Source organism: Neisseria shayeganii, from assembly GCF_014054965.1.
Classification (GTDB): Bacteria; Pseudomonadota; Gammaproteobacteria; order Burkholderiales; family Neisseriaceae; genus Eikenella; species Eikenella shayeganii.
This window is the reverse complement of the sequence record NZ_CP059567.1, coordinates 740,185-757,180: the sequence shown is the minus strand read 5'-3', so window position 1 is coordinate 757,180 and position 16,996 is coordinate 740,185. Positions and strand designations below refer to the sequence as shown.

Genomic DNA, 16,996 nt, shown 5'->3' with positions numbered 1-16,996 from the left:
ATTTCTCTCTTGCTGTACTTTTCATCATCCTGCCGCCGGCAAACCGCCCGGCGTACGCTTTTTTCTATCCAAATTCCACGAAAGAAACGTTTATGACCATCCCCGCCTACAACGAAGAGATGAAAAAATTCATCCACAGCCTGCTCCACCACCTTGTGCAGCGCAAAGGCTCCGACCTCTTCATCACCGCCGGCTTCCCGCCCGCCATGAAGCTGGACGGCAAACTCACCCCGATTACCGACAAGCCGCTCACCGCCGAGCATACCGCCCTCATCGCCCGCGCCCTGATGGACGACAAACAGGCGCAGGAATTCGACGACACCAAAGAATGCAACTTCGCCATCAGCCTGGCCGGCGTCTCCCGCTTCCGCATCAATGCCATGGTGCAACGCGGCGCCGTCGCCTTAGTGTGCCGCGTCATCACCAGCGACATCCCCGCCTTCGAAGGCCTCAACCTGCCGCCGGTGTTAAAAAACGTGGTGATGGAAAAACGCGGCCTGGTGATTTTTGTCGGCGGCACCGGCTCCGGCAAATCCACCTCGCTGGCCGCCCTCATCGACTACCGCAACCGCCACAGCCACGGCCACATCATCACCATCGAAGACCCCATCGAATTCGTGCATCCGCACAAAAACTGCATCATCACCCAACGCGAAGTGGGCGTGGACACCGACAACTGGTTTGCCGCCCTCAAAAACACCCTGCGCCAAGCGCCCGACGTCATCCTGATCGGCGAAATCCGCGACCGCGAAACCATGGATTACGCCCTGGCTTTTGCCGAAACCGGCCATTTGTGCATGGCCACCCTGCACGCCAACAGCGCCAACCAAGCGCTCGACCGCATCATCAACTTCTTTCCCGAAGAGCGCCGCACCCAACTCTTAAACGACCTTTCCCTCAACCTGAAAGGCTTTATTTCCCAGCGTCTGGTGCCGAAAAAAGACGGCAAAGGTCGCGTGGCCGCGGTGGAAGTGCTGCTCAATTCCCCGCTGATTGCCGAACTCATCCTCAGCGGCGACATCCACGCCGTCAAAGAAATCATGGCCCGCTCGCGCGACATCGGCATGCAAACCTTCGACCAATCCCTGTTCGAGCTTTACGAAGCCGGTCTCATTTCCTACGACGACGCCCTGAAAAACGCCGACTCCGTCAACGATTTGCGCCTGAACATCCAGCTCAACAGCAAACAAAGCGGCGGCAGCGCCGCCAATCTCGATGCCCTTGCCATTGTGGAAGACGAACCGGAGGAGGAAGCCGCAACCACGCTACCTGAAAACGGCGCTTCCGGCAGCAATTTGATTTGCAGAACATTCTGAATTCCTTATTTATGATGGCCTTCAGTCTCGCTAAACATTCGACAGCGGCCCAACGCTGAGGCACGAAACACCCTGTCGAACAGCGAGCCTCCCCACCCCACGCAGGCTACCTGAAACCCGCCGGAGACCCCGCGATGAAACCCAAAGCCTTTCTCAAACAAGCCGCCTCCGTTTTGCGCCGCCTCGACCAAATCCTGCCGCCGGAAAACCTCGAGCCCGATTGGCAAGCCCTCGCCTTCCGCTGGCAGCGCTACGGTAACGGCGGCCTGCTCACCGCCCTGCCCCGTCCGCACACCTTCCCTCTCAAACGGCTCAGCGCCATCGATACGCAAATGCAGCGTCTGGTGCGCAATACCGAGCAGTTCCTCGACAGCCGGCCGGCCAACAACGCCCTGCTCACCGGCTCGCGCGGCACCGGCAAATCCTCCCTCATCAAAGCCCTGCTTCACGAATACGCCGGCCGCGGCCTGCGCCTGATCGAAGTGGACAAGCACGACCTCGCCACCCTGCCCGCCCTGCTCGCCCTGTTGGAAAAACGCCCCGAAAAATTCATTGTCTTCTGCGACGATCTCTCCTTCGAAGACGGCGAAGACGGCTACAAAGCCCTCAAAACCGCGCTCGACGGCGGCCTCTCCTGCCGCGCAGACAACGTCTTGGTCTATGCCACCTCCAACCGCCGCCACCTGATGCCCGAATACATGGCCGACAACACCGCCTACACCGGCGAGCGCGGCGAAGTGCACCCCAAAGAAGCCGTAGAAGAAAAAGTTTCCCTGTCCGACCGCTTCGGCCTGTGGCTCAGCTTCTACCCCTTCGACCAAAACGACTACCTTGCCGCCGTGGCCAACTGGCTCGAAGCCGAAGGCATCGTGTTTGACGACACCGCCCGCCAAGCCGCCCTCAATTGGTCTTTAGTGCGCGGCAACCGCTCAGGCCGCACCGCCTGGCAGTTTGTCTGCGATTGGGCCGGCCGCAAACCGCACGAACGCATAGCCGACTAAACCGCCGCACCGCAGGCTACCTGAAAGCTCATTGCGCCCGCTTAAAGCAGACACCCCCGCACACAGCAGGAACCCCTTATGCGCACCCTACTCGCCTCCCTGCGCCACCCCATCATCCAAGCCCCGATGGCCGGCGTACAAAATGCCGAACTTGCCATTGCCGCCTGCCGGGCCGGCATCATGGGTTCCTTGCCCGCCGCCATGCTCACGCCCGAACAGCTGCAAACCGAGCTGGACAGCATCCGCTCGGCCGTCGGCCAAGCCGTTTACAACGTCAACTTCTTCGCCCACCGCCCCGCCGCTCCTTCGGCCGAACAGCACCATGCCTGGCTGGCCCTGCTGAAACCCTATTTCGACGCCTTCGGTCTCAGCGCGGACAATCTGCCGGCCGGCAGCGGCCGCCGCCCGTTTGACGAAACCGCCCTCCAAATCATCGAAGCCTTCCGCCCGCCGGTGGTCAGCTTCCATTTCGGCCTGCCCGAACCGAAGCTGCTCGCCGCCGTCAAAGCCACCGGCGCCAAAATCCTCTCCAGCGCCACCACCGTTGCCGAAGCCCGCTGGCTGGCCGCACACGGCGCCGACGCCGTCATCGCCCAAGGCTGGGAAGCCGGCGGCCACCGCGGCATGTTCCTGCAACGCGACATCCACAACCAAAGCGGCACCTTCTCCCTGCTGCCCAATATCCGCCGCGCCATCGATTTGCCCGTTATCGCCGCCGGCGGCATCAGCGATGCCGACACCGTCCGCGCCGCCTTCGCCTTAGGCGCCCACGCCGTCCAAGCCGGCACCGCCTTCCTCTTGGCAGATGAAGCCGCCACCTCGCCCGCCCACCGCCAGGCCCTGATCAGCCGTGCCGGCGCCGACGCCACCGTGGTCACCAACCTCATCAGCGGCGGTTTCGCCCGCGGCCTGCCCAACCGCCTCACCCTCGAACTCGGCCCCATCCACCCGGCCGCCCTGCCCTTTCCGCTGGCCGGCACCGCCTGCGCCCTACTGAAAAACGCAGCCGAACAGCAAGGCAGCACAGAGTTCTCCGCCTTCTGGTGCGGTCAAAATGCCGCGCTGGCAGAAACAGGCAGCACCGCCGACATCGTCGCCCGCCTGGCCGCCGGTTTGGCTACCTGAAAACAAGCCGCTGCTTTTTCTTGACAAATCGGCCGCACTCCGCAGATAATTTCGCCCTTTCGCATAGGCGGCCGAATCAGGCCGCCGCACCACGATTTTTCAGCCCTGCCCAAATGGCACGGCTCCGGTTAGGAGGTGATGTTCCTCAAGGCGCAGCGTACCGCCGGGCAAACCGCCCACCCGTACCTACCCATCCAATATTTTCGGCTGCCGCCCGTACCCAACCGCGCCGGCCTGTAAACCCATTTTATTTAAGGAAAACAAAATGCCTTCTATCCGTGTAAAAGAAAACGAACCTTTTGAAGTTGCCATGCGCCGTTTCAAACGCGCCATCGAAAAAACCGGCCTGCTGACCGAGCTGCGCGCCCGCGAAGCCTACGAAAAACCGACCACCGAGCGCAAACGCAAAAAAGCAGCCGCCGTCAAACGCTTGCAAAAGCGCCTGCGCAGCCAACAATTGCCCCCGAAAATGTACTGATCGGCTGCCTGCCGTTCAGAAAATAAAAACACCGCCCAGGCGGTGTTTTTTGTGGCAATTCTACTATTCAAGCCAACAGTAGCTAACGGGGTCTACCATGAAAAACATAGCGATACTGTTGTTCCAGCCGCCCGTGGGCGACTGACCTGCAACAGGCCGACAAGCTGCACGCCGCCTTGGTTTCAACACACAGCCGCCCGTGGGCGGCTGCAGAATCGGTTAATTCCACTTCCTCTTTCCAGCTTAGCCGCATCATCGGCTCCAATTCAAAACAGCCCGCCAGCCACAGCGTGGCGGCCAGGCAGAGTCCGTACCGGCGAAATATCAACATGATGGCTCCTTGGGCGTGCCCATTGTGAACGGTCTTTCAGGTAGCCCGAAGGCTACCTGAAAAAGCAACAAGATGGAATAGGCTGTCCACTCTGATGATTTAGCTTATTATTTGAAGAAAAAGGAAAAAGTGAAGCTGATAGCTGAGGAGGTAGGCTGAAGCCTTGGCAGAAGCCGCTTTGCGTGGAATGGTGTGCTGGGGTGCGAAGCCAAGCTTGGCGAAGTTGCACATCCAAGTTACGGGCTTTCAGGTAGCCTGTTGCCCCGATGACAAGCGGCAACAGGCTGAGACCTTTGCAAAACCCCCATGTGCGGCGCATTTCTGCGTTGTGCGTTTATGCCCTATGGGTACTGCTCGCTCTCTTAGCCTTGTAGATGATATGTCTGTTCAACAGGGATTCCTGGCGTTCACGCTTGCTGCGCTGCTACGCCTTGAACTGCATCCACATCTGGAGGTTTTGCCAAGGTCTCAGGCTACCTGAACGCGTTTTCAGCCCGCTTGCGGCGCTTCGCCAAACACGGCCTGCCACAGCGATTGCACGGCGGCGTAGTGGGCGCGCAGGCTGTCGTCCACTTCCAGCCGTTCGGTGTCGCGCAGTTTTTTGTTGTGTTGGATTTGACGGTAGTGGCGGTAGGCGCGGCGGCAGGCTTCGGCCAGATCGGCGTCGATTAAGCCACGTTCGGCGGCCATGCTCAAGAGGGCGATGTTGCCGTAGTTTTCCAGCAGCTCCGGGCAGCGGCGGCTTTGTGCGAGCACCAGATACTGCACGATGAACTCCACGTCCACCACGCCGCCGCGCGCGTATTTGACGTCGCCTTCCTGCGGCGGGTGGGTGGGGAACATTTTTTCGCGCATGGCGATGATGTCGCGGCGCAGGACGGCTTCGTCGCGCTCGGCGGTGAGGATGCGGCGGCGGATGGCTTCAAAGGCGTGGCCGATGGTTTCGTCGCCGCAGACAAAGCGGGCGCGGGTGAGCGCTTGGTGTTCCCAAGTCCAGGCCTGCTGTTGCTGGTATTTGTCGAAGGCGGCGAGGGTGTGCACCAGAAAGCCGCTGTCGCCGTTGGGGCGCAGGCGCAAATCGGTGTCGTAGAGGGTGCCGGCGCCGGTGCTGCCGGACAGCCAGGTGGTGAGGCGGCGCGCCAGTTTGGCGTAGATTTCGGCGGCGTCGGGGTGGGGGTCGTCGTAGAGATAAACCAGATCAAGGTCGGAGGCGTAACCCAGCTCTTTGCCGCCGAGCTTGCCGTAGCCGATGACGGCAAAGCGCGGGTGTTCGGCATGGGTTTTGGGCATGTCGCGCCAGGCGTGGTGCAGGGTGTGGCGCAGAATCAGGTCGGCCAAGCGCGAGAGTTCGTCGCTCAGGGCTTCTACCGTCCAGCGGCCGGCCAAGTCCTGCACGGCCAAACGGAAGGTTTGCGCGTGCTGGAAGCGGCGCAGCACGTCCATTTTGCTTTCGGTGTCGTCGCAGGCATCCAGGCTACCTGAAAGCTCGGCGTCGAGGGCCGGCCAGTCTAAAGGCGCCATCAGTTGCGCCGACAGCAATTCGTCGAGCAGCACCGGATGGCGTTGCAGATAGTCGGCCAGCCAGGCGCTCTGGCTCATCAGTTCGGCCATGCGCCGCACTTCGGCGGGGTATTGCTGCAAAAAGGCCAAATAAGAGGAGCGGCGGCTGATGGTGTCGAGAAAGTCGAGCAGGCGAAACAGGGTGTCGTCGGGGTACGGGCAGGCGGCGGCGGCTTCGATCAGCGCCGGCACCACGGCGTCGAAACGCGGCTGGGCGGTGGCGGAAAGGTGGCGGTAGCGGCTGCCGTGGCGGATGTGTGCCAGGCGGGCGGCCACCGCTGCGGCATCGAAACCCAGCGCCTGCAATTGCGCCTGCTGTTCGGCGCTGTCGCCGCCGTCGCGCCACAGCGGCGCGAGCGGGTGTTCGTCGGCGCTGCGTGCATCGGGTTCGCTCAGAATATGGGCAAACAGGCTGTTGACGCGGCTGCGGTGCTGCTGCAGGCTACCTGAAAAGGCGGCGTAATCGGCAAAGCCCATGCTTTCGGCCAGCAATTGCTGTTGTTCGGAGGCGGCGGGCAGGGTTTGCGTTTGCTGGTCGTCCCAATATTGCAGCCGGTGTTCCACATCGCGCAAAAAGCGGTAGGCGGCGAGCAAGTCGGCCACCGCCTGCGAGGGCAGCAAGCCGATTTCGCCGAGTTTGAGCAGGGTTTCCTGCGTGCCTTTGAGCTGCAGGCTGCGGTTTTGGCCGCCGCGGATCATCTGGAAAATCTGGGCTATAAACTCCACTTCGCGGATGCCGCCGGCGCCGAGCTTGATGTTGTCGGCCAGCCCTTTGTTGCTCACTTCCTGGCGGATTTGCCGGTGCAGGCCGCGCATGGCTTCATAGGCTTGGTAATCGAGGTATTTGCGGAACACAAACGGGCGCACCAGGGCTTTGAGATCGTTGGCATACGGCGTCACCACCCGCCCTTTGCACCAGGCATAGCGCTCCCATTCGCGCCCCTGTTGCACCAAATACTGCTCCAGCGCCGATTCGCTCAACACCAAGGGGCCGCTGTCGCCGTCGGGGCGCAAACGCATGTCGATGCGGAACACTTGGCCTTCGTCGCCGATGTCGTGCAACAGCGCAATCAGCTTCTGCCCCACCTTGGTAAAAAATTCCTGATTGCTTCGCTCACGTTTGCCGTCGGTGTGGCCGTTTTCGGGGAAGATGAAAATCAGGTCGAGGTCGGAGGAGACATTGAGCTCGAAGCCGCCGGCCTTGCCCATGGCCACCACGCTCAAATGCTGCGCCGCGCCGCTGTAGCGCCCGTGCGGGGTGCCGTAGAGGCCGACATAATGGGCATGGGCAAATTCGAGGGCGGTGTTGACGGTGAAATCGGCAAACAGGGTGATGCTGCGGGTGACTTCGGCCAAATCGGCCCGCCGCGCCAAATCGCGCGCCATAATCTGCGCCACCACATGCCGGCGCAGGCGGCGCAGTTCGCGCGCCAAGCCGGCTTCGTCGCCCGAGGCTTGCATCTGGGCCCATGGGGCGAAAGCGGCGAAGTCGGTGTCGTCCAAGGGTCGCTCCAGCCAGGGCAGCAGTATCTCGGTTTGCAGGCGCTGGTGGTCGAGCTGGCGGCCAAGCCAGGGCGAAAAACGGCGGGCGGCGGCAAGGGCGGGGTGCATGGCGGCAATCCTGAGTGAAGGGAAGCGGGCATTATAGTCAAAGCCTGCTTGGGGGGCGAATACGCATACAGGCTACCTGAAAGGCTTTCAGGTAGCCTGTATCGGTTTGAACAGGCGCTTAATTCACCCAAGACAGGGGGTTCATGGCCTGGTTGCGGTAGCGGATTTCGAAGTAGAGGCCGCTTTCGCCGTCGGGCAGGCTGCCGCTGCGGCCGATGGGTTGGCGGGCGGACACTTGGCTGCCGTTGCCGGCGCTGATTTGCGAGAGGCCGGTGTAGATGCTCAGGTAGCCGTCGCCGTGGTCGATGATGACGGTGTTGCCGTAGCCCTGCAAAGGCGCGGCATAGGCCACTTCGCCGGCGGCGATGCTGTGGACGGCGGCCGGCGCGGTGCGGATGAACACGCCTTTCCAAGTGCCGCCGCCGGGGCGGCTTTGGCCGAATTGGCCGGCGATGTTGCCGCTCACCGGGCGGCGCAGGCTGCCTTGCAGGCGGCTGAAGCTGTGGCGCGGGGCGGCGGTTTCGGCGGCCGGTGCGGCGAGATTGAGGTCTTCGGCGGTGAGGTTGCCTTGCGGGGTCGGCGGTTCATCAGGCGTATTTGGGCCGGGTGCGGCGGCTTGGGCGCGGCGGCGTGCTTCTGCCTGACGGCGCTGTTCGGCTTGGCGTTGCCGCTGGGCTTGGGCGGCGCGTTGGCGGGTGGCTTCTTCGGCCCGGCGCTGGGTGGCGCGGCGGGTGATGGCGGCCACCACGCCGTTGAGACGGCGCTCGTTGCTGCGCAGCTGGTTGAGGCGGGCGGTTTCGCGGTTGATGTTTTGTTCCAGCTCGCGGTTTTGCTGCTGCTGTGCCTGCTGTTCGCGGCCGAGGCGAGCGGTGGCGGCCTGCTGGCGGCGTTTGAGTTCGTCCAATTCGCGCAGTTGGCGGTTGACGGCTTCCTGCTGTTGGCGGGCTTGCTGCTGGCTTTGGCGCAGTTCGCTGAGGGCGCGGTCGTTGGCTTGGTTGAGGTAGCGCATGTATTCGAGGTAGCGGCCTTTCTGTTGCGGATCGGCGTTTTGCAGAAACAGGGTGACGGCGTTGGGCTGGCGGTTGCGGTAGCGGCTGTCGAGCAGGCGGGCCACTTGGGCCTGGGTGCCGCTGATGCGGGTTTGCAGGGTTTCCAGCGTGTTTTGCAGGGCCTGCACTTCGCGCCAGACGCTTTGGCGGCGGCGGGTGAGTTCGTCTAGCTCGCGGTGGGCGGCGTCGAGTTGGGTTTGGGTGTGGCGCAGTTCGTTTTGCAGGCGGCGTTGTTGCTGCTGTTGCTGTTGCAGGCGGTTTTGGCTTTCGCCGATGGCGCGCTGCACATTGCGCAGATCGTCGGCCGGCGCGGCGTGGGCCAGTGCGGTGCAGGCAAGCAGGAGCAGGGGAAGGAAACGGAGGGCGGACATGGGCTACCTGAAATCGGAAACGGAGTGGACGGAGGCGTGAATGAAGCATCGGGCTACCTGAAGACTGGTTTTCAGGTAGCCCGACGGCCTTAGGCAAACTCAATCAGGCTGTGTCCGGTCATTTCGGCCGGCTGCGGCAGGCCGAGCATGGCCAGCAGGGTGGGGGCGATGTCTTTCAGCGCGCCGCCGGACAGGATGCGGGCGGGGCGGCCGACGTAGAGGAAGGGCACGGGGTTGGTGGTGTGCTGGGTGTGTTGCTGGCCGTTGCCGGTGTCGAACATCTGCTCGCAGTTGCCGTGGTCGGCGGTGATCAGCACTTCGCCGCCGGCGGTTTGGGCGGCGGTGACGATGCGGCCGATGCAGTCGTCCAGCGTTTCCACGGCTTTAATGGCGGCGGCCAGCACGCCGGTGTGGCCGACCATGTCGCCGTTGGCGAAGTTGCACAAAATCACGTCGAAGCGTTGGTTTTCGATGCTTTCCAAAATGTTGCGGCACACTTCGGGCGCGTTCATTTCGGGCTGCAGGTCGTAGGTGGCGACTTTGGGCGAGGGAATCAGAATGCGCTCTTCGCCGGGATAAGGCTCTTCGCGGCCGCCGCTGAGGAAGTAGGTAACATGCGGATATTTCTCGGTTTCGGCAATCCGCAGTTGGGTGAGGCCTTGGGCGGAGAGGTATTCGCCCAAGCCGTTGCGGATGCTTTCGGGCGCGAACAGCACGGGGTGGGCGTATTGTTTGCCGTAGGAGGTGAGGGAGGCGAAGTAGCCGGGGCGGACGCGGTGTTGGCGGGCGAAGCCGTCGAAATCATCGAAAGTGAGGGCTTGGGTCAGCTCGCGGGCGCGGTCGGCGCGGAAGTTCATAAACAGAATGGCATCGCCGTCTTGCAGGCGGCCTTCGGGGCGGATGACGGTGGCTTGCACGAATTCGTCGTTTTCGCCGCGCGCGTAGGCGTCGGCCAGGGCCTGCAGTGGGGTGGCGGCGGCAAACGGGGCTTGGCCGAACAGGGCGTTATAGGCTTGTTCCACGCGCTCCCAGCGGTTGTCGCGGTCCATGGCGTAGAAGCGGCCGATCAAGCTGCCGACGATGACTTGCGGGTGTTGAGCGCAATAGTCTTCCAGGCGTTTCAGGTAGCCTTCCGCGCTTTGCGGAGGGGTGTCGCGGCCGTCGAGGAAGGGGTGGACGACGATTTTTTGCATGCCGGCAGCCAGCGCGGCTTCGATAACGGCGAAGAAGTGGTCGATGTGGCTGTGCACGCCGCCGTCGGAGAAGCAGCCGAGCAGGTGCACGGTTTGGTTCGGGTTTTGCCAGGCGGCGGTGAGGGCGGGGTTGGCGGCCAGCGAGCCGTCTTCGGCGGCCATGTCGATGCGGGTGATGTCTTGCGGCACCACACGGCCGGCGCCGATGTTGAGGTGGCCGACTTCGGAGTTGCCGAACTGGCCGGTGGGCAGGCCGACCATGCGCTCGGAGGCATCGATGGTGCCGTAGGCGTATTCGGCTTTGAGGCGGTCGAAATTCGGCGTGCGGGCCAGCAGCACGGCGTTGTCTTCGCCTTCCAAGCGGTGGCCGAAGCCGTCGAGAATCAGGAGAACAATGGGTTTGGTCAGTTGGGGCATGATGCGGGATCCGGAGTCGTTAATCTGGAACAGCGGCGCGGGGCCGGCAATGAGAACAGAGCGCATTATAGCCGAAGACGGCGGGCAAGCGGGCGGCGGATAGCGGCTTTCAGGTAGCCTCGGATGGGGCGGATAGCCGCAGTCAATCAAGCGATTACCGGCCATCGGCAGGCGGCGGCGGGCAAACGGGTCTAACGTGCCGGCGGCGAAGTTTGCTACAATCCGGCCGTTTTGGATTTCTGACGACTTTGCCCGATGACTGCTCGTTTCCTGCCCGATACCCGCCCTTATCCCACCGATGCGGTGAAAAACGAACTGCTGCTGCATGCGACGGCGGTGGCGGCCAATGCTTCCAAAGCGCAAGTGACGCTGGCCGCCGAGAGTTTGGAGGCGGCGATTTATCAAATGCTGCAACAAAACCATTTTCTCGGCCTTTCGGTGGCCTTATCGATGGCGCCGGATTCGGCGGCCTACCGCGTGTTGTGGCGGGCGATGGACAGCGTGTTGAAACCGAAAACCGAAACGGAAACCGCCTGGGTGGCGGTGCCGCTGGTGATTGTGGTCGGCAGCCGCGAAGAGGCGGTGTTGCGCAGCGAGATAGACGTTGCCGGCTGGCGCGCGCAGCTGGCTGCTTTCCCGCAAACGCAGGCATTGGCCGAACTGGAATGGTTGCCGCAGGTGGTGGCGGCCGAGCAGATGGCGGCGGTGAACATTGCCCGATGGTTTGCCGGCAAGCAAAACCGCGCCGCCGCAGAGCAGCTGGCCGCATCGTTTGCGCCGCCTGTGCTGCAGGTGCCGGCAGGGCAGAGCGTGCACATTGTTTATGTGTTGGGCTACGGGGCGTTGCGGGAATATCCGGCCTTGGGCGATGCGGCCCTGCCGATGATGCAGTATTGGCAGCAGCATTTCGCTTCGCCCGAACTGACCCTGTTTACCAACCCGCTCAACCCGGCCACGCCGCTGTCGGCCATCAGCGAGGGCAGCCACATGCGACAAAGAATGGCGCTGGACGTGTTTGCCGCCAACGCCATCCGCGCCATCCGCCTGCAAAGCCCCCGCGTGGGCGTGGTGGCCGCAGCCGAAGCCGGCGGCCGCATCGCTTTCGGTTTCAACGCCGCAGAAAGCGCCTACGGCCTGGTGCCGCAAGTGTTCCACTGGCAGCTTTCACCCACCGATTATGTGGATACCGTGGTGCAAAACTTTCTCGACCTGATGGCCGAATGCCGGGTGGAACACATCCGCCTCCTGCACGACACGCTACCTGAAGGCACCGCCTTGCCCGATTACGGCCAGGCTTTGGCGCTGCCGGGATACAACCCGCTGTTCGCACAGGCGCATTGATTGTTGCCGGCTTTTAGGTAGCCTGCGGCAGAGTGGCGGGGACGGCGGCAGCCGATAGCCGGCCAATCGCTAAAGTGTGGTGCTCATGATTTTCCCGGTAAGTTGGCGAAGATTGATTTCTTTAACTATTCAGATAATTGGATAGAAAGCGGATGGTGCTATCATCCGCTTTGTGCCCATTAGGAGGTTTTTAGCGAAAACAGGCGGTTTTTGCCTGGATTGGCAAGGATTTCCAACAGGGCTCAGCCGCCCACGGGCGGCTGCGTGTTGAAACAAGGCAATATTAATCTGCTGCTGCGGCAACACAAACAGCCGCCCACGGGCGGCTGCGTGTTGAAACGCTTTTATCAACGAAACACTGATAAGCGACGGCACGGTGATTTTGGTGGAGCGCAGCTTGGCCGGCAACGGCGGCATTATGCGGGACAGCGATTTTGAAATTAAGGAGAACAACGTCAAGGTGTTGGATGCCAAAGGCTTGCCGCCACCGCCGCCGTGGTCGGACAAATGGAAGCCGATGGTCTTGGATCGGGATAAGGATGGCGTTTGGTTTATGGTGGTGATTCCCAGGCATTGCTATGACTGGAACAGCGGCTTCCTCTATCGTCAATACAAGGCCTATAACGGCATTTGGCAACAAGTGGAATTCGATATGGGCTTGAATCTGCGCCGCCCGAATATCGAGTGGCATATCCGTAAGGAAATGCCGGAAATCCTGCGCTTGCGCGATAAACCGGAATGGGAGAAAGGAGGGGAGGCTGCTCCAGAATATCGAATCATTAATACTTCTTATCGCTCTGGATGTTAATCCAAAAATCAAATAAAAACGGAGAAAACTCATGCTTACTGAAAAAGAATATGCCCAATTGGCCGCCCGTGCTTATGATCGTACTCGGCTAAATAAAATTACCTTACCTATCAATATAGAAGAAATCCACTGGCAAGACGACGACCGGAAAATCGGTCTTTCATCATCATGCCGTCTTTTCAGGTAGCCTTCAGGTTACCTGAAAATGCAATTCACAATGGGCACAACCAAGGAGCCATCATGTTGATATTTCGCCATTACGGACTCTGCCTGGCCGCCACGCTGTGGCTGGCGGGCTGTTTTGAATTGGAGCCGATGATGCGGCTAAGCTGGAAAGAGGAAGTGGAATTAAGCGACGGCACGGTGATTTTGGTGGAGCGCAGTTTGGCCGGCAACGGCGGCATTATGCGGGACAGCGATTTTGAAATTAAGGAAAACAACGTCAAGGTGCTGGATGCCAAGGGTTTACCCCCTCCGCCCGTATGGTCGGACAAATGGAATCCGATGGTCTTGGATCGGGATAAGGACGGGGTTTGGTTTATGGTGGTGATCCCCACTCATTGCCACGACTGGAATAGCGGCTTCCCCTATCGCCAATACAAAGCCTATAACGGGGTCTGGCAACAGGTGGACTTCGATATGGGCTTAAATCTGCGCCGCCCGAATATCGAGTGGCATATCCGCAAGGAAATGCCGGAAATCCTGCGCTTAAGAGACAAACCGGAATGGGAGGGAAATGGAAGAAACGTATTACCTAAGTATCGGATTATTGATACCTCTTATCGGGTAGCTTGCTAAGCTTCAGTCTACCCGACAACTTTTCATTACCAAAAAAACCAAATGAAGAAAAACCATGTTGACTGTTAACGAATATACCCAATTGGCCGCCTGTGTTTATGGCCATACCCAAACATAGCCGTAGGTCGGATTCTCGAATCCGGCCCAGCATTTCCAATTCAAACAGAAATCAGATACCGGTATTCAACCTACGGATACTGTGTCTTTGGATTTTTTAGGTTTTCAAAACCCAAGCTACGCTTGCTGATGTTCGGCCAAAACACCGGCATTGCAGCATCCGGCACCCGTGGTTTTGTCCCGCCAAACCGCTTCACAACACGACTCTGAACAGGGTCTGAAAATGATTCAGGTAGCCCCTTACCCCCATAACAAACGGCAACAGGCTACCTGAAAGCATCTGCCTCAATCAATTATTCCCTGCCCGCGGCCGCCCTGCCCAACTCGGCCAAGGCCGCCAAGCGCAAGGTGTCGCGTCCCCAGCGCGGATGGCGCAGGCCGCGCATCCAGCCAATCGGCCGCAAGCCCTGCGCAATATGCCGCCGTACCTCTTCCGGCATCGCCGCCCAATACTGCCGCCACACCGGCACCGCCTGCCCGAGCAGGCCGTGTTCGCGCAACACCAAGGCGGTGGAATGGAGATAACACAGCCAGTCGCGCGCCTGGCATTGCGCCTTCGGCAACACCGCGGCCGGGTTATCTTCAAAATCGATAAACGCAATCGAGCCGTCTGCGGCCACCACCATATTGCGGGCAAACGCCTGGCTGAGAAACTGCCCTTTGGCGTGCACCCCGCCAATCGCCGCCAGCCCGCGCTGCCAGCCGGCCAAGCTGCCCGCCTGCGCTTCCTGCTCGATGTGGTGCAGCAAGGTATTGCCGCCGGCATCGCTCATCAGCAAAGCATCTTCCTGCACCGCCAACAGTTTGGGCGCGGCAATGCCCGCCGCCGCCAATTCGCGCAGGCGGGCCGCCTCGGTGGCGATGCCGGCTTTGCCGCCCACATTCGGCACCGGCGTGAGCACGCTCAGGCGCAGCCATTTGGCCGCCGTGCCGAGCAGGGCATAGCGCCATGCCGCATTGCGTTTGCCCGCCTTGCGCAGCCACACCCGCCTGCCGTCTGCCAACACATAGCCGGCAATGGTTTGCTCCTGCCTAGCGGCCAACTCGGCCAAACGCTTGCTGTCATCCATGATTCGCGGTTTTTCCATTTAAACGGGCGGCATTATATCGCCATCCGGCGCCGGCACGGTCAGGGCGTATTCCATATGGCCGGCGAGACCGTATTGATCGGCCACGACCAAGTTTTCAGATGCCATACCCGCAGCCGCTTTCAGGTAGCCTGCCGCCCGCTGGGAGCCGCCGCCGATTGCGGCTATAATCGGCCGCCTGATTGCCCATTCTTTTGATAAGGAAACGCCCGTGTCTGATGTCTGCCTGTTTACCCTGCCCGACCAAGACGGCCAACTATTTGCCGCCGCCGACCACCTGCCCTTGGTGCTGTATTTTTATCCGAAAGACAACACCCCCGGCTGCACCACCGAAGCCCAAGAATTCAGCGCCCTGCTGCCCGAATTTCAGGCTTTGGGTTTTCAGGTAGCCGGCATCTCGCGCGACAGCGTGAAAAGCCACCAAAACTTCGTCTGCAAATACGGCTTGCAGCTGCCCTTGTTGTCGGACGCCGACGAAACCGTATGCCGCCAGTTCGATGTCATGAAAGAAAAGAATATGTACGGCAAAAAGGTATGGGGCATCGAGCGCAGCACCTTCGTGCTGGGGCAGGACGGCCGAATCCTGCACCAATGGCGCAAAGTGAAAGCCGCCGGCCATGCCCAAGCGGTTTTGGATGAGCTGAAAGGCTGAGATGGAATACTGCTACATCGCCCCCTTCGGCACCCTGCTGTGCCGCCACGACGGCACGCATTTCACCGAAATCGTGTTGGGCACCCAAGCGCAAAACTTCCTGCCGCCGCTGCCCGACAATCTGGCCCGGGATTTCGACCGCTATTTTGCCGGCAACCTGAAAACCTTCCGCCACCCCGTCTCCCCCAAAGGCACGCCCTTCCAACAGCGCGTGTGGGCGGAAATTGCCGCCATTCCGGCCGGTCAAGTGCGTAGCTACCGCGAAATCGCCCAACGCATCGGCAGCCATCCGCGCCCCGTCGGCAGCGCCTGCGGCAAAAACCCGCTTCCCCTGCTGATTCCCTGCCACCGCGTAGTGGCCGCCGACGGCAGCCTCGGCGGCTTCAGCATGGGAGCCGATCCGGAACAGGGATTAAACATCAAACGCTGGCTGCTGGCCCACGAAGGCGTGAACATCTGATTGCTCAAACCGCCCGTGCAGGCTGAGACCTTTGCAAAACCTCCAGATGTGGATGCAGTTCAAGGCGTAGCAGCACAGCAAGCGAAGACATATCATATAGATAGGCAAGCGAGCGAGCAGCGCACAACGCAGAAATGCGCCACAGATGGGGGTTTTGCAAAGGTCTCAGGCTACCTGAAAAACTTGCCGCGTTCGTTTTGTCGCCAAACAAAGGCCAGCCGAATACTGTAAATAAAGACACACAACAGCACATAGACGTGATTAACCATCAACCGTGGAGACGTATGATGAAACCCGATGTTCTGATCCGACAGGCGGCCTTATGCCTTTTATTGTTGTTTTTGGGTGCTTGGTTATTTAACCACTTTCCTTATCCTTTGGCCGGTATCGCCCTTGCCTTGGCTTACCCACTGTTTTTAATTTACCAATATGCAAAGAAAGTAAGAAAAGATGAAAATTAAAACCCTTTTATTGGCCCTTATTGCCGCGGCTTCCTTGGCCGCCTGTTCGCGTGTTGAACCCAATCAGGCCGGTGTGTTAATGGAAAACTATGGCCGCAACGGCAAAGCCGACTTCACCATCGTCACCGGCCGCGTGTGGACCATTGCGCCCGGCACCGAGCTGTATCAAGTGCCGCTGTGGGAACAGCGGGGCAAGTTTGACGAAGCCACTTCCCTGAAAGCGGCAGACAACACCGAATTTTCCGCCACGCCGGTTTATTCGTTCCGCGTGGTCAAAGAACGCGCCGTGGATGTGGTATTCGACAACAAGCAGCTGGGCACCGGCGATTCGTTTATCGGTTCGCTGCAAGACAATATTCTGGAGCCGAAGATATATGACCTGATGAAGGAAGAAAGCCGCAAATTCACTACCGACGAATTGATGGCAAAAGGCGGCAGCCTGAACTTTGAGCAGAAAGTGCAGGCCATCGTCAAGGAAGAGTTCGCCAAACGTGGTTTGGAACTGATGACGTTCAGCTCGCAATTGGAGTTCTCGCGTGCCGTAACCGAACGCATCGACAAGCGCAACGAAGTGAACACCAATTTGTCGGTTTTGGACCAACAAATCGAAGAACAGCGCAAACGCTTGGAATTGGCCCGCCTGCAGGCAGAAACCAATAAGGTGATTTCGGAAGGCATCACGCCGCAGCTGTTGCAACAACAGTTTATTGAAAAATGGGATGGCAAAACACCGCTGTACGGCAATATGCCCGTCACCATTTTTAAGCAACAGTAAGAACAAACCCGCCCATACCAGGGAGGATTTTGTTTTGGAGAAGC

The 16,996-nt window shown here is 60.3% G+C and carries 16 protein-coding genes and 1 pseudogene; 12 read left to right on the top strand and 5 right to left on the bottom strand.

Annotated elements, in window-relative coordinates; all coding sequences use genetic code 11:
- Window positions 1-119 precede the first annotated feature (119 nt).
- The 4 genes from H3L94_RS03625 to rpsU all read left to right on the top strand — a co-directional run bounded on the left by H3L94_RS03625 (window position 120) and on the right by rpsU (window position 3,920).
- Entirely contained in the window at window positions 120-1,316 is a 1,197-nt protein-coding gene (locus H3L94_RS03625; RefSeq protein ID WP_425325936.1) for a PilT/PilU family type 4a pilus ATPase, read from the top strand.
- A gap of 134 nt (window positions 1,317-1,450) precedes the next feature.
- The gene (locus tag H3L94_RS03620) at window positions 1,451-2,317 is read left to right on the top strand and encodes an ATP-binding protein (protein ID WP_182122695.1); all 867 of its coding nucleotides are present in this window, start codon (window positions 1,451-1,453) and stop codon (window positions 2,315-2,317) included.
- 78 nt (window positions 2,318-2,395) lie between these two features.
- Window positions 2,396-3,442, top strand: coding sequence for an NAD(P)H-dependent flavin oxidoreductase (locus H3L94_RS03615; RefSeq protein ID WP_182122694.1), 1,047 nt, complete (start codon window positions 2,396-2,398; stop codon window positions 3,440-3,442).
- Window positions 3,443-3,707: 265 nt separating this feature from the next.
- A complete protein-coding gene (rpsU, locus tag H3L94_RS03610; RefSeq protein WP_009118650.1) occupies window positions 3,708-3,920 on the top strand; it encodes a 30S ribosomal protein S21 in 213 nt (70 codons plus the stop codon).
- 82 nt (window positions 3,921-4,002) lie between these two features.
- Here rpsU and H3L94_RS03605 read toward each other — a convergent pair whose 3' ends face one another.
- Entirely contained in the window at window positions 4,003-4,251 is a 249-nt protein-coding gene (locus H3L94_RS03605) for a hypothetical protein (RefSeq protein WP_182122693.1), read from the bottom strand.
- A 293-nt stretch (window positions 4,252-4,544) separates the two neighbouring features.
- Between H3L94_RS03605 and H3L94_RS12350 the strand changes: the two are divergent.
- Window positions 4,545-4,732 (top strand): annotated as a pseudogene (locus tag H3L94_RS12350) (ATP-dependent exonuclease).
- Between the two features lie 8 nt (window positions 4,733-4,740).
- Here H3L94_RS12350 and glnE read toward each other — a convergent pair.
- The 3 genes from glnE to gpmI form a co-directional block, all read right to left on the bottom strand.
- The gene (gene glnE / locus H3L94_RS03600; protein ID WP_182122692.1) at window positions 4,741-7,422 is read right to left on the bottom strand and encodes a bifunctional [glutamate--ammonia ligase]-adenylyl-L-tyrosine phosphorylase/[glutamate--ammonia-ligase] adenylyltransferase; all 2,682 of its coding nucleotides are present in this window, start codon (window positions 7,420-7,422) and stop codon (window positions 4,741-4,743) included.
- Window positions 7,423-7,540: 118 nt separating this feature from the next.
- Window positions 7,541-8,842 carry a murein hydrolase activator EnvC family protein gene (locus tag H3L94_RS03595; protein WP_182122691.1) on the bottom strand — a complete coding sequence of 434 codons (1,302 nt, stop codon included), beginning with the start codon at window positions 8,840-8,842 and terminating at the stop codon, window positions 7,541-7,543.
- 89 nt (window positions 8,843-8,931) lie between these two features.
- The gene (gene gpmI / locus H3L94_RS03590; protein WP_182123089.1) at window positions 8,932-10,452 is read right to left on the bottom strand and encodes a 2,3-bisphosphoglycerate-independent phosphoglycerate mutase; all 1,521 of its coding nucleotides are present in this window, start codon (window positions 10,450-10,452) and stop codon (window positions 8,932-8,934) included.
- A gap of 255 nt (window positions 10,453-10,707) precedes the next feature.
- On the opposite strand from gpmI, the gene H3L94_RS03585 reads away from it, so the two are divergent.
- From H3L94_RS03585 to H3L94_RS03575, 3 genes are all read left to right on the top strand, one after another.
- Entirely contained in the window at window positions 10,708-11,793 is a 1,086-nt protein-coding gene (locus tag H3L94_RS03585) for a conjugal transfer protein (RefSeq protein WP_182122690.1), read from the top strand.
- Between the two features lie 385 nt (window positions 11,794-12,178).
- Window positions 12,179-12,601, top strand: coding sequence for a hypothetical protein (locus H3L94_RS03580; protein WP_182122689.1), 423 nt, complete (start codon window positions 12,179-12,181; stop codon window positions 12,599-12,601).
- 240 nt (window positions 12,602-12,841) lie between these two features.
- The gene (locus H3L94_RS03575) at window positions 12,842-13,399 is read left to right on the top strand and encodes a hypothetical protein (RefSeq protein ID WP_182122688.1); all 558 of its coding nucleotides are present in this window, start codon (window positions 12,842-12,844) and stop codon (window positions 13,397-13,399) included.
- A 410-nt stretch (window positions 13,400-13,809) separates the two neighbouring features.
- On the opposite strand, the gene H3L94_RS03570 is transcribed toward H3L94_RS03575, so the two are convergent.
- Complete coding sequence (locus H3L94_RS03570) at window positions 13,810-14,586, bottom strand: BUD32 family EKC/KEOPS complex subunit (RefSeq protein ID WP_425325928.1); 777 nt, start codon at window positions 14,584-14,586, stop codon at window positions 13,810-13,812.
- A 229-nt stretch (window positions 14,587-14,815) separates the two neighbouring features.
- Here H3L94_RS03570 and H3L94_RS03565 point away from each other — a divergent pair, with 229 nt between their 5' ends.
- The 4 genes from H3L94_RS03565 (at window position 14,816) to H3L94_RS03550 (ending at window position 16,952) form a co-directional block, all read left to right on the top strand.
- On the top strand, window positions 14,816-15,256 hold the full coding sequence (locus tag H3L94_RS03565) for a peroxiredoxin (protein ID WP_182122686.1): 441 nt from the start codon (window positions 14,816-14,818) through the stop codon (window positions 15,254-15,256).
- A gap of 1 nt (window position 15,257) precedes the next feature.
- Window positions 15,258-15,716, top strand: coding sequence for a methylated-DNA--[protein]-cysteine S-methyltransferase (locus H3L94_RS03560; RefSeq protein ID WP_182122685.1), 459 nt, complete (start codon window positions 15,258-15,260; stop codon window positions 15,714-15,716).
- A gap of 134 nt (window positions 15,717-15,850) precedes the next feature.
- Window positions 15,851-16,177: a hypothetical protein gene (locus tag H3L94_RS03555; RefSeq protein ID WP_182122684.1), complete on the top strand. Its 327-nt coding sequence runs from the start codon at window positions 15,851-15,853 to the stop codon at window positions 16,175-16,177.
- On the top strand, window positions 16,167-16,952 hold the full coding sequence (locus H3L94_RS03550) for an SPFH domain-containing protein (protein ID WP_182122683.1): 786 nt from the start codon (window positions 16,167-16,169) through the stop codon (window positions 16,950-16,952). The genes H3L94_RS03555 and H3L94_RS03550 overlap by 11 nt, the downstream gene beginning before the upstream one ends.
- Window positions 16,953-16,996 lie beyond the last annotated feature (44 nt).